This is a genomic window from Aerococcus sp. HMSC062A02 (assembly GCF_001809535.1).
Lineage (GTDB): Bacteria > Bacillota > Bacilli > Lactobacillales > Aerococcaceae > Aerococcus.
Map to the genome: position 1 here is coordinate 83,293 of NZ_KV797939.1, position 12,161 is coordinate 95,453.

Below are 12,161 nucleotides of genomic sequence, written 5' to 3' on the forward strand. Positions count from 1 at the left end.
CTCTCTTAACTGTCGGCTTATTGGTTGTTGTCAACAAAGTCAACGAGGTCTTGAACAGTCGCAATGTTAGTTTCATCTTCATCGATAGTAACATCGAATTCGTCTTCGATTTCATTGATAATTTGGAAGATGTCTAAGCTATCTGCATCTAAACCGTCTTGGATATTAGTGTCAGCCTTTACTTCTTCTGCCTCAACGTCTAATTGGTCAACGATAATTTCTTGGATTTTTTCAAATGTTGTCATTATTCTGTCTCCTTTATTTTATAAGAAAATTTTTACCACTCATTGAATGGATCGATTAGAGCTATCTTAAACTAAGTCCATGGACTTGTCAATTTAAGTCAGCTAGACTTAAAGAATTTTTTAAAGCCGTCATAGCTCTTCAAATTCTCAACAAAAAGTATGATAACTTATTGTTTTTAATTTGTCAAATTATAATATACTTTATTTAGATAAATTAAAAGTGCAACAAAAGACTTCCCCCCAGCCTTCCCTGAAAAAAACAGTGGGACAGCCAGGACGGCTTAACTTTTGTCGCACAGGTCGATTATTGGTAAATATTTACAAATTCATCAATATTTTTGAAGTTAACAATAGTTCGCTCTTCGCAAATATCTAGCATCTTCTCATTGGAATAATCCCAATAAATACGGACCACGGCTGAATTGGTGAGCAATTTTTCGATGATTCCGGTCATATCGCAGTCTCTAAATTGAAATTTTATTTCATCTCCAACATCAGGACGAACCGATTTCTTTACCTGATCAATAACAGCGCAGGCTTCTTCATAGGAAAGGTCAATCAAATTCGCAATCCGAGATTTGCTTGTTCCCCTTCTTAGCTCCGTTTCAACCAACGCTTGAACTTCAGGAGTCAGCTTAATTTTCATACTTACGCCTCTTTCTTTGGAAACAAATAATAGCTACTAGTCTTATTTTAACATCATTTTAATATTTTTGCTAATATTTGCATTTTTGACTGCTTGAGGGCTTGTTTAGCAACACAAAAAAGGCCTCCACTTATTGGAGACCTGTCGGGTATTTGCGGGGGCTTTATCCCTCAAGCAATCCCTCAAGCTTTTTACTAGAGGGGTATGCTTTCAAACATTTCGTACTTTTTCAAGAAAGCCTTCATATCAACGTTTGAGAGCTATTTTTAAAGCATTCAAACCCCTTCAATGGAGATGAGGGGAGTCGAACCCCTGTCCAGACATTCCGATTATATGACGTTTACACTCATAGTCATAAGATTCAATTTAGCGCCCCAGGGGTCTTATGACGAACCGATCTGGTTAGCGAACCTGGTCAGTCTCTTCTCTAACTTCCAGGTGGAAAGTTAGAGCGTATCCCACTTCAATAGGACCCGGAACTAATACATGGGCGATACTAGGCGGATCTTAGCATGCTGCTAGGCAGCGAATGCTAAAGTTTGATTTTCTTGTTTGTCAGTTATATTTAAACTGTTTGACGTTTTTACGAAGGCGTCGCTTCGGAATGTAGTCATACATCGGGGCATGCCTGTCGAATTCCGGAACATCCCCGAATATGATGCAAAGATAATTATAACAAATACTAAGGCTCAGTGCAAGTCTCATACCCTGTCGAGCCCAAAGCAGGCCCTCCTTTTGTAAGAGAGCCTGCTTTTATTTTTTGAAGTTTTTACTTAGACCAGTCACCAGGGCAGATCGCAGCAACTTAATCTTCAGTGAGGTCTGCAAAATGTTTGGTCTGGTTGTAAGCTTCCAGATGGTAGAAACCATCCTGGTAGCGGAGGATGCTGACACTGGCATTGTCTAACATCTGGTCGATCTCAAAATCGGGAATGAGTTCATGGATCATATTGCGGATGGTAATGCCGTGAGAAACAATGAGGATATTTTGGTCGGTCTCCCGGTGCTTGGTAATGACATCGATCAAGCCCAATTCCACCCGCAGCCAGAAGGTCATAAAGTCCTCGGCATCATGGCTAGGGTCCAATTCATGGAAGGCGTCCATTTCAACTTTAACTGCATCGGGAGAAGTCAAACCTTCATAGCCCCGGCTCAAGTCTTGGTGGACATGCCGACTCACGCCGTCCCAGATCTCCTTAGCATCCAGGCCTTCGAAGCTGCCAAAGAACTGTTCGCGGAATTCGGGGCGCTTTTGAATTTCTAGGCCCTGGCCCTGCTTATTCTGATCCAAGACTAATTCAGCTGTCTTAACCGTCCGCTGCAGGTCACTGGTATAAACAGCGGAAAATTCAATCTCCGCTAGGCCCCGGCCACTGCGCATGGCGTCCCGGATCCCCTGATCCGTTAAGGGGGCATCACACCAACCCTGCATGCGGTTGTACTTGTTCAAATAAGTTTGGCCGTGGCGCATAAAGTAAATGCTGACACCTTTGGACATCGCTTCAATCTCTCCCTTATTAATTGTTAACTTCCTTCTCTGCTATCTTACCAGAACGGAAGGCGCAAAGTAAATCTTTAAGGTCTTGGACATTGGTTTTTAATGCTTGGCCGACATCCGTCTGCCCCACTGTCTTACGTTCCAACTCCTTATCGACCACGCGCCGGGTGGAAATAATATCTGTTCCGTTCATGACCACGTCTTCGACTCCCTTGAAAGCTTGGTGGCAGACCAATTGCATACCAAAGGAGTTAAAGAGCAGGGTGTAACCCGCAAGTCCCGTTGTGGATTGGTAGGCCTTGGAGAAGCCCCCATCAATGACCAGGAGCTTTCCATTAGCCTTGATAGGATCTTCACCCTTGATTTCCTTGACGGGGGTATGCCCATTGATCACATGGCCACATTCCACGGGCAGGTTGAATTCTTCGAGGATGGTATCCACACACGCTTCCTCTTCACGCCAGCTGTAGTAGGTATTTTTATATTCTTCATGGGTGTCCTTGTCCTTGACATAGTAGCGTTCAAAAGTGCGCATCTGCTTCTTGCCAAAGAGCGAAGAGGCTTCGCCCTGCCAGAGATACCAACAATAGTCCAGGTAGGGATTCTTGCTTTCATCAGCCTGGCGGAAGCTATACATCAGGCGCAACTGCTTATCGAACTTATCCATAAGTGTGCGTCCCCCATAAGACTTGCCATCGATTTCCAGCTCCTTAAAGGAATGGTCTTCATTAAAAGGAATGCAACCGTGGAAGAGCAAGTTATCGTTGTAGCACTTGTAGATCCCCCCCTTGCGATATAGGAAGGCAATATGCTTATGGAGACGGTCGCAATTGAGAAAGGCTTCCTGGAGCCGGTCCATAATCATCTCTTCATCTTCCGTCAGCCGGTAGGGGTCTTCGGGATCGACAGTGGGGAAATGGGTATTAAGCAAGCGGTGCCAGTTCCCGTCGACGAAGACCTGCCCCTTGTCAAAATCAATCTTATCTAAGAGCAAGCGGTTGTCACAGTTAAATTCAGGATGACGCTTAATAATGGCTGCTTCCAACTTGAACTGGATAATGGCCATGGCTTGTTGCATCTTGGCAATCTGGACGATTTCAGCTGGGAAGTGGTCAATATCTGGGTCTAATTTAGGCATAAAAATCCCTAAGTCGTCATCCGAATAGGTTGCGTCCACAAAGGAAACCAATTGGCGAAGCGAAATCCCGTAAGCGTCCTCAATAATATTCAAGTTATCATAGCGGGCGCAGATGCGGATGACATTGGCAATCAGGACCCGGGACCCACTGGCGGCCCCCATCCAGATCACATCGTGGTTCCCCCACTGGATGTCTAAAGATTTTTTCTCCATCAAGAGGTCAATAATCTTGTCTGGGCTGTCGCCCCGGTCGTAGATGTCCCCAAGAATATGGAGATGGTCCACGACTAATTCACGGATTAACTCCGACAAACGTACCACTAAGAGGTCAGCCTCATTCAATTCAATGATATTCTCTACAATATTATGGTAATAGTATTCCTTATTGGTCACAACGGAATCCTTAAAAATCAGCTCTTCCATAATATAGGCCATATCCTTGGCCATAGCCTTGCGCACCTTAGACCGGGTGTACTTAGACACCACAAACTGGGCTAATTTGACCAAACGGGAAATAATCGTATAGTAGAAATCAACCACTTCCCGCTCGCTAGTGAATTGAGGGAGGAGGTGGGCCAACATCTCTTCAGGATAATAAATAATCGTCGCCAATTCATTACGCTGTTCCTGGCTGAGCAAGGAACCAAAAACTTCAGAAATCTTTTCTTTAATATTCCCTGAGCCGTTACGTAAGACATGGTTGAAGGCATTGAATTCCCCATGGAGGTCGCTCATGAAATGTTCCGTGCCCTTGGGTAGCTCCATAATGGCTTCCAAGTTGATGATTTCAGTTGTTGCAGCAGCCTGGTTAGGAAATTTTTGGGCCAGTAATTGCAAGTAACGGTCATGTGTATAGGAGGCTTTTGTATCCATACGCTTAATCCCTTCAAACATATTTGTAAGAAAACACTTACATCTTCTATTCATTATAGCATGCTTTTTGTTTTCTGCTAGAAAATATTCTTTAGCGAATTGTATTAGCCAGCATCCGCTCCACTTTTTGAATCGGTATAAAGTTTTTTATTGGTCGTCAAGCTAATATTAAGGATTAGAGGACATAAAATCGCCTTTCCAAAAAGAAAAGCCGGGCTCGGCCCAGCTTGAAAATATATTTCGAAATGGTAGTCCGGCAGATATGCCCTTTCTGGATAAAAGTCTAGCGCACCTTGAGGGCCCGTTGGATGTCACGCTTCATATCGCGTTCCTTGAGGCTCTGGCGTTTGTCGTAGCGTTTCTTCCCTTTGGCTGTGCCGATAAGGACCTTAGCAAAGCCCCGCTTGATATACATTTTGAGGGCGACTAAGGTGTAGCCGTCTCTTTCCGTCGCCTTTTCTAACTTGGCGATTTCCCGCTTCTTCAAGAGCAGTTTGCGCCGGCGCATGGGGTCGGGGTTGTAACGGTTGCCCTGCTCATAGGGGCTGATATGGCATTGGTAGAGCCAGACCTCCCCTCGTTCGATCCGGGCAAAGGCATCCTTTAGGTTAACCTTGGACTGGCGGACGGACTTAATCTCCGTCCCCGTCAGGACAATGCCGCATTCAATAGTATCTTCAATGGTGAAATCGTGGTTGGCCTTGCGATTTCGGGCCACCACATGACTGTTATCTTTTGCTTTAGCCATTTGATAGCTCCTTTACTTGTGACGTTTACGAATCTTAAAGTCTCCCTGGCCTTTGTGCTTATGCTGGGAAGACTTTTTGCCTTTCTTGCCTTTTCCATGTTTCTTCTTAGGATGGCCCTTCTTATCCTTCCTAGGGGACTTGAAGTCTTTAGGCTTGGCCTTGTGGTGCTTACCCTTACCTTTCTTCTTAGGCTTAGACTGACCAGCTTGCTGGTCTTTATCTTGCTTGGACTCAGCCTCTTCTTCCAGCAAGCGGAAGTCCAATTGCCGGGAGTCCACGTCCGCATTGATCAGTTTCACTTCAATCGGATCGCCAATCTTGAAGGTCCGTCCCGTCCGTTCACCGATCAGGACCAAGTGACTTTCAATAAAGTTATAGTAGTCATCTTTCAGACTAGAAACATGGATCATGCCCTCAATGGTATTCTCCAATTGGACAAAGAGGCCAAAGTTTGTAACCGAACTGATAATGGCTGGGAAGGTCTCGCCCACCTTGTCCAACATAAATTCGGTCTTCTTCAGGCTATCCACTTCCCGCTCAGCATCGACACTGCGCCGTTCCCGCTTGGAAGATTGCTCGGCAATATCACCCAAATTTTTCTGGGTCGACGTATTGCTTTCATGGTTAGCATACTGGCGGATAAGCCGGTGGACAATCAAGTCTGGATAGCGGCGGATAGGCGAGGTGAAGTGGGTATAGTCTTCCGCTGCTAGGCCAAAGTGACCCAGGGCTTCGGTATCATAGTGGGCCTGCTGCATAGACCGGAGCATCATCATCTTAACGACGGGCTCATAGGATTCGCCCTCGATCTTCTTGAGGATCTGCTGCAATTCCTTGGGCTTGATGTCTGAAGAAGTCCCCTTGACCTTAACCCCCATGGCTGTCACGAATTGGAGGAAGTTCTGCATCCGGTCCATATCGGGATGTTCATGGACCCGGTAGATAAAGTCTTTCTTAGCAAGGGTGTAGTGTCTAGCAACCGTCTCATTGGCGGCCAGCATGAAGGATTCAATCATCCGCTCACCCAAACCACGCTCACGGAGCTGGATATCCACTGGGAAGCCTGTCTCGTCCACAATGATCTTGGCTTCCGATGTGTCAAAATCAATGGCGCCCCGGTGCTTACGCTTGGCCTCTAAGATATGGTGAAGGTCTGCCATCCCTTCTAACATGGGCACAATATCTTGATATTGCCCACGCAAGTCTTGGTCCTGACCAGAGAGGGTGGCATTGACATCGGAATAGGTCATGCGGTGGTCGGATTGAATGACACTCGGTCCAATCTGATAGTCCGTCACTTGACCCGTCTTGGACAGGGTCATCAAGCAGGACATGGCCAGGCGGTCCACCCCTTCTTGGAGGGAACAGATCCCATTCGACAAGCGTTGGGGCAGCATGGGAACCACCCGGTCAGTCAGATAGACAGAGGTCCCCCGGTCGAAGGCTTCCTGGTCGATCGCAGAGTTTTCCTTAACATAGTAGGAAACGTCCGCAATATGAACCCCCAGCTCATAGCCACCATCCGCTAAAGTCTTCAGGGAAATGGCATCGTCCAGATCCTTGGCATCGGCCCCATCGATGGTGATGGTGAGCTGGTCCCTCAAGTCCATCCGTCCCTTTAGATCTTCGGAACTGATGGTTTCGGAGACAGCCTCAGCTTGCGCCATGACCTCTTCTGGGAATTCATGGGGAATGTTAAACATAGCAAGAACCGCCAGAATATCGGTTCCCGGTGCATCCTTATGCCCCACCGTTTCCTTAACTAGAACCCGGCAGGTCATCGCCAGTTTGGCTGTTGGATAAGCGACAATTTCTGCCCGGACAATCTCCCCTTCAACAGGCTTGAGGCCTTGGTCCGTCACCAGACAGGTCATTTGCCCTAAAGAATGGTTGAGCGGCTTGATATAACCGATAGCTTGGTATTTCTTCTGGTCGTCATCGGAGAAGGGATAGAATTCCCCAACGACTTGTTGGTTGGACCGCTCCAAGACCTGGTTAATCTTACCCTCGGCCGACTTATCTTCCCATTCCTTGGCTTCCTGGGTGATCTCAACTTGGACCGTATCCCCGTTCATCCCCCCATTGAGGTCCTTGGCAGGGATAAAAATATCGCGTTCCATATTCTCCACACTCACAAAGCCGAAGCCCTTCTTGTTCACTGAGAGCCGGCCAGTCAGCTGGTCATAGTCCTGGCTGAGACCTAAAGTCCCGTCTTCAAGAATCACAATCTCGTGCTGGCGCTCCAATTCCGCTACCAGGTTGACAAAGTCTGTAAAGTCCTTTGCCGCATCATAGCCTAAAAGCTTGCTGTAAGCCGAAGCAGTCTGCCCCTGGTCACTAGCCTTTATGGCTTGTAAAAGTTCGTCTTTTACTTGTTCTTTATTCATGACTTATCTTTCCAATCTAGTCCTTCTAAGAAATCAAGGACATCGTCTTCTAAATGTTTATGGTTACTGCCAACAGTGAGGACATGCCCCGCATCTGGATAAGAAACGAAGTCAACCGTCTTACCCAGGTCTTCCATATAGGTTTTGAGCTGGCTTCCAGCCGTCCCGTCGATTAATTCATCCTGTTCGCCCTGGGCGATAAAGAAAGGCTTGTTCAAAGTCCCAAGGTCCTGGCAAATCTGAGCGTTCATCTGATCGATATCTGCTAGGCGCTGGTCTAACTTAGGCCGGAGTGCTTGGAGCCCAGCACCAATCTCTTCTTGGCTATATCCAAGCTGCTTCCATAACTTCTTCGCATAGGTCATGAAGGCTTGGGGTACTTGACTTTTGCTGATCGAATCGAGTATCAAGGGGGAGCTAAAGACGCCGCCGCCCAAAAGTTCATAGTCATCCAACAGCAAGCGGCTGGCAATACTGCTTCCTAGGGACAGGCCGAAGACAGCAATCTCTTCGTAGCCGTCTGCACGCAGTTGAGCCAATGCTTGCCGGCCATCTTCAACCCATTGACTGGCCGGTGTTTCAACGAGCGGCAATACCTCAGTGGTCGCATGCCCCGTAAAGTTAGGCCCCATCACCGTATAATTCTCCCGGTTGAGTCGGCGACCGAGCATCCGTTGGTCATTAGCCGTCCCAGTATAAGCGTGCAGTAAGAGAACCGCACGGGGACCAGCTTTAAAATAGAATGGTCCAGGTAATTTCACAATACCCCTCCTCAAGATCTTTCACTTACTTTCATTTTACCGAAGACTGCCTAGGGAAAACAACCCATAGCCTTCAGGAAAAAAGAATGCTTCTATATTTTTAATTTAATTGCAATTATCGATGAATGTTTGTAAAGCATCGAGACGAGGTCTTATCTAAATTCTAATATGGAACACACGCGAGGATTCCAATGCAAAAGAAAAACCAGGCTGAACCTGGCTCTTGTCAATCTTATGATGAAATTTTAGCAATTAATAATGCAATTACCATAAAAACAAAACCAAGTACAACGGTAAAACGGTTCATGGCCGCTTCAAAACCGCGGGCCTTTTTACGTTTACCGACAGAGGCATCAGAACTCGTTAGATTGCTCGGATTATTCTTTGATGGTTGCACAATAACGACTAATATTAATAGAATCGCAATGACAATCATTGCTGTTAGTAAAATATCGTACAATACATCCCCTCATCTCATAAATAAAATTATACAATCTATATTCTACCATAACTTGGTCTAGCAAACAATGCTTTCTAGTCAGATCTAGCGGCCTAGTCAGACAAAAAAATTAAGCAGGCTGGAGCTCCCCTAAGACTTGAGCAAAAATGGCCAAAGCCCGGTCGCAGTCTACCTGAGAAACATTCAAGGAGGGCAGGAAGCGGACCACATTGCCTTTAGCACTCACTAAGAGGAGTCCCGCTCCATAGCAGGCCTGGCAAAGATCTGTGACTGGCAAGCCGAGCTCAACGCCTAGCAGGAGTCCCTGGCCCCGGACATCAACAATCCCACCGACTTCTTGACGAATACTATTTAGGCCTTCCTGTAATTGCTTAGACCGTTCCTGGACATTAGCCAAAAGTTGGTCCTGGTCCAAAACATCGAGGACGGTGTTGGCTAAGGCGCAGGCTAAAGGATTCCCCCCAAAGGTGCTCCCATGGTCGCCTGGTTGGACACTGGCTTGGATCTTTTCTCCCGCCAGCAAGGCGCCAATCGGAAAACCGCCCGCTAGTCCCTTGGCCAAGGTCAGCATATCCGCCTGCAAGCCATAGCCTTGACTGGCTAAGAAATGACCGGTCCGTCCGACCCCTGTCTGTACTTCATCAATAATGAGCAGAAGGTCAGCTTCCGCTTGGAGGTCCTTTAGGGTCTGGGCATAAGCTTGAGTCATCGGATGGACCCCACCCTCCCCTTGGATCACTTCTACAATGATGGCACAGGTCTCCTTGGTCACCGCTTGCTTGAGGGCCTGGCAATCATTATAGGGAACATAGGAGAAACCTTCGAGCATGGGTGCAAAAGGCGCCTGCAAGCTCGCCTGACCGGTTGCTGCAAGCGAGCCCATGGTCCGGCCGTGGAAGGATTGCTGGCAGCTAATGATCTGGATAGCAGCTTCGCCCTTATGCTGACGGCCCCACTTGCGAGCTAACTTGATCGCCGCTTCATTAGCTTCGGTCCCCGAATTACAGAAGAAGGCCTGGCCCAAGCCCGTCTTTTCCGCGAGCTTTTCTGCAAGTTCGATGGCGGGCGTGTTCCAGTAATAATTCGAGAAGTGCATGCCGAGTTGACCTTGGTCAGCCATGGTCTGAACGAGAGCGGGATGGCCGTGACCTAGGGCGTTAACCGCAATGCCGGACATAAAGTCTAGATAGGCCTTACCGTCCGCATCAAAGAGATAGGACCCTTCCCCTTTCACCATAACCCGGTCCCCCCGGTTAAATAAATTCAATAAGATATCTTGACCGCGTTGGCTCCATTCGGCTTGACTCGTCATCCAACCATCCTTTCTAGCTGCGGTATTCCGCATTAATCTTAATGTAATCATGAGAGAAATCACAGGTCCAAACCCTGGCCTGAGCCTGGCCTAAACCAAGACTTAAGTGAATCTGGATCTCTTCTTCATGGAGGATCTGCCCAGCTAGGTCTTCATCCATACCTTGCGCCTGGCCAGCTTGGTAGGGAGTGATCGTGCCCCCTGCTGATTCAAAGGAAATAGTCAGGCGGTCCGGATCAATGGGCAGGCCTTCTGCATAGCCAGCTGCGGCTAAGACCCGGCCCCAATTAGCATCCTCGCCGTAGATGGCTGTCTTAACCAAGTTGGACGTGGCTACCGATTTGGCTACAGACACGGCTTGGTCCTCGGCTTGGGCACCTTCAACGGCTACCGTGACAAACTTGGTCGCCCCTTCCCCATCGCGTACAATCATCTGGGCCAAGTCGCGCATAACCACTTCTAAGTCTTGGGCGAATTGGTCGACGTCAGTCGGACCTGCCTGACCAGTAGCGGCTAAGAAAGCCGAATCATTGGTCGATGTGTCCCCGTCCACCGTAATCCGGTTGAAAGTCGTCTGGGTCACCTGGTGGAGGACCTTGCCGAGCTGGGCCTGGCTAAGATCAGCATCCGTTGCGATAAAGGCCAGCATGGTTCCCATATTGGGGTGGATCATCCCCGAGCCCTTAGCCACCCCTGCAATCCGATAATGATCGAACTGGTAGGCCACTTGCTTGGTACAGGTATCCGTCGTTAGAATAGCCTGGGCAAAATCATCGGAAGAAGCCGCCCCGAGTTGACCACATAGACTGTCGCAAGCAGAGACCAAGGGACTCACATCAAAGGCTTCCCCAATTACCCCTGTTGAAGCCATCAGAAACTCATCTTCTCCAATCTTTAAGCTCTCACACAAGCAGGTCTGGCAAGCTTTTAAGGCTTCCCAGCCAGCCGAACCATTGCAGGCATTGGCATTGCCGCTATTGACCGCGATTAGCTTGAAGCGATTCGATCCTTCCAATTGGTCCTGGCAAAAATGAACCGGATGGGCTTGGACAGGATTTTGAGTGAAGACGCCCGCTACTTCCGCCCCATCAGGGAAGTAAATCAGCCCCATATCTTTCTTCTTATATTTAAAACCGAGATGGGCCCCACAAGTTTCCAAGCCGGGAATACTGGCGAGTCCCTGGTCTAATACATCTCTCATAGCGCTCCTCCTATTCAATCATGGTGCCAATACCAGCATCAAAAAACAATTCTTCTAATAAGGCATGGGGTTCTCTCCCAGAGATCAGGTGGACTCGGTCGACCCCAGCATGGATAGCTGCAAGGGCAGCCTCAATCTTAGGCAACATACCTCCAGTGAGAATGCCTTCCTCCTTAAGCTGAAGGAACTCGTCAACGCTCAGAGTCGAAATTAAGCTCTCGGGATCTTCGGGGTCGCGGTAAACGCCCTTGACATCCGTTAAGAGCACCAGCTTAACAGCTCCTAGGGCTTGGGCTAGCTGGCTGGCCACTGTGTCTGCATTGATGTTGTAGACCTGGCCGTCCTTGCCCACCCCAACAGAGGAAATGACCGGCACATAGTCTGCTTGGATAACTTCTGAGACCAGGTCGGCATTAATCCCTTGCACCTGGCCGACATAGCCCAGGTCAAGAGCTTCCCCCTCATCATTAGTTAGGGCAAGGGGACCGGCTTGAATCAGCTTGGCATCCTTGCCCGATAAACCGAGAGCACGCCCGCCCATCTGGTTAATCCGTTTGACCACGTCGCCATTCACTTGGCCATCGAGGACCATTTCCACCACTTCCAAAGTCTCCTTGTCCGTTATCCGGATCCCCTGTTCAAAACGTGACTGGATCCCCATTCGCTCCAGAATCTTGCCAATGAAAGGCCCACCCCCGTGGACCACTACCGGCAGGATCCCCACCGCCTGCATGAGGACGATATCCTGGGCAAAGGCTAGCTTGGCCTCTTCATCGACCATGGCATGGCCACCAAATTTAATGAGAACAATTTTTTGGTGGAATTGGTGAACATAAGGCAGGGCCTCAAGTAAGACCAGCACTCTTGCATCACATTCTTTTGTCATAACTC

Annotated in this window: 11 protein-coding genes and 1 other RNA gene; all 12 read right to left on the bottom strand. The window is 48.2% G+C overall.

What is annotated here, in order from left to right; translation table 11 throughout:
* Positions 1 to 17 precede the first annotated feature (17 nt).
* The gene (locus tag HMPREF2626_RS07680) at positions 18 to 245 is read right to left on the bottom strand and encodes an acyl carrier protein (protein WP_067976378.1); all 228 of its coding nucleotides are present in this window, start codon (positions 243 to 245) and stop codon (positions 18 to 20) included.
* Positions 246 to 549: 304 nt separating this feature from the next.
* Positions 550 to 891, bottom strand: coding sequence for a DUF2187 family protein (locus tag HMPREF2626_RS07685; RefSeq protein WP_070619690.1), 342 nt, complete (start codon positions 889 to 891; stop codon positions 550 to 552).
* Between the two features lie 286 nt (positions 892 to 1,177).
* Positions 1,178 to 1,542, bottom strand: a transfer-messenger RNA (tmRNA) gene (gene ssrA / locus HMPREF2626_RS07690).
* A 154-nt stretch (positions 1,543 to 1,696) separates the two neighbouring features.
* The gene (locus tag HMPREF2626_RS07695) at positions 1,697 to 2,389 is read right to left on the bottom strand and encodes a histidine phosphatase family protein (protein WP_070619692.1); all 693 of its coding nucleotides are present in this window, start codon (positions 2,387 to 2,389) and stop codon (positions 1,697 to 1,699) included.
* A gap of 19 nt (positions 2,390 to 2,408) precedes the next feature.
* Entirely contained in the window at positions 2,409 to 4,400 is a 1,992-nt protein-coding gene (locus HMPREF2626_RS07700; protein ID WP_070619795.1) for a fructose-bisphosphatase class III, read from the bottom strand.
* Between the two features lie 283 nt (positions 4,401 to 4,683).
* The gene (gene smpB, locus HMPREF2626_RS07705) at positions 4,684 to 5,148 is read right to left on the bottom strand and encodes an SsrA-binding protein SmpB (protein WP_070619695.1); all 465 of its coding nucleotides are present in this window, start codon (positions 5,146 to 5,148) and stop codon (positions 4,684 to 4,686) included.
* A gap of 12 nt (positions 5,149 to 5,160) precedes the next feature.
* Positions 5,161 to 7,536 (bottom strand): ribonuclease R, encoded by a 2,376-nt coding sequence (gene rnr, locus HMPREF2626_RS07710; protein ID WP_070619697.1) that lies wholly within the window; start codon positions 7,534 to 7,536, stop codon positions 5,161 to 5,163.
* Entirely contained in the window at positions 7,533 to 8,297 is a 765-nt protein-coding gene (locus tag HMPREF2626_RS07715; RefSeq protein WP_141744612.1) for an alpha/beta hydrolase, read from the bottom strand. Before HMPREF2626_RS07715 ends, rnr begins: the two co-directional genes overlap by 4 nt.
* A 232-nt stretch (positions 8,298 to 8,529) precedes the next feature.
* Positions 8,530 to 8,757, bottom strand: a complete 228-nt coding sequence (gene secG / locus HMPREF2626_RS07720) for a preprotein translocase subunit SecG (RefSeq protein ID WP_067976391.1) — start codon at positions 8,755 to 8,757, stop codon at positions 8,530 to 8,532.
* Positions 8,758 to 8,866: 109 nt separating this feature from the next.
* Positions 8,867 to 10,069, bottom strand: a complete 1,203-nt coding sequence (locus HMPREF2626_RS07725) for an aspartate aminotransferase family protein (protein WP_070619700.1) — start codon at positions 10,067 to 10,069, stop codon at positions 8,867 to 8,869.
* A gap of 13 nt (positions 10,070 to 10,082) precedes the next feature.
* Positions 10,083 to 11,270, bottom strand: coding sequence for a bifunctional glutamate N-acetyltransferase/amino-acid acetyltransferase ArgJ (argJ, locus tag HMPREF2626_RS07730; protein ID WP_070619703.1), 1,188 nt, complete (start codon positions 11,268 to 11,270; stop codon positions 10,083 to 10,085).
* A gap of 10 nt (positions 11,271 to 11,280) precedes the next feature.
* Complete coding sequence (gene argB / locus HMPREF2626_RS07735) at positions 11,281 to 12,156, bottom strand: acetylglutamate kinase (protein ID WP_070619707.1); 876 nt, start codon at positions 12,154 to 12,156, stop codon at positions 11,281 to 11,283.
* Between the last annotated feature and the right edge of the window lie 5 nt (positions 12,157 to 12,161).

Excerpts from the sequence above, each read along its gene's own strand:
- argJ (WP_070619703.1), bottom strand. The coding sequence starts at position 11,270 with ATGAGAGATGTATTAGACCAGGGACTCGCCAGTATTCCCGGCTTGGAA.
- argB (WP_070619707.1), bottom strand. The coding sequence starts at position 12,156 with ATGACAAAAGAATGTGATGCAAGAGTGCTGGTCTTACTTGAGGCCCTG.
- HMPREF2626_RS07685 (WP_070619690.1), bottom strand. The coding sequence starts at position 891 with ATGAAAATTAAGCTGACTCCTGAAGTTCAAGCGTTGGTTGAAACGGAG.
- HMPREF2626_RS07695 (WP_070619692.1), bottom strand. The coding sequence starts at position 2,389 with ATGTCCAAAGGTGTCAGCATTTACTTTATGCGCCACGGCCAAACTTAT.
- HMPREF2626_RS07725 (WP_070619700.1), bottom strand. The coding sequence starts at position 10,069 with ATGACGAGTCAAGCCGAATGGAGCCAACGCGGTCAAGATATCTTATTG.
- smpB (WP_070619695.1), bottom strand. The coding sequence starts at position 5,148 with ATGGCTAAAGCAAAAGATAACAGTCATGTGGTGGCCCGAAATCGCAAG.
- rnr (WP_070619697.1), bottom strand. The coding sequence starts at position 7,536 with ATGAATAAAGAACAAGTAAAAGACGAACTTTTACAAGCCATAAAGGCT.
- HMPREF2626_RS07680 (WP_067976378.1), bottom strand. The coding sequence starts at position 245 with ATGACAACATTTGAAAAAATCCAAGAAATTATCGTTGACCAATTAGAC.
- HMPREF2626_RS07700 (WP_070619795.1), bottom strand. The coding sequence starts at position 4,400 with ATGGATACAAAAGCCTCCTATACACATGACCGTTACTTGCAATTACTG.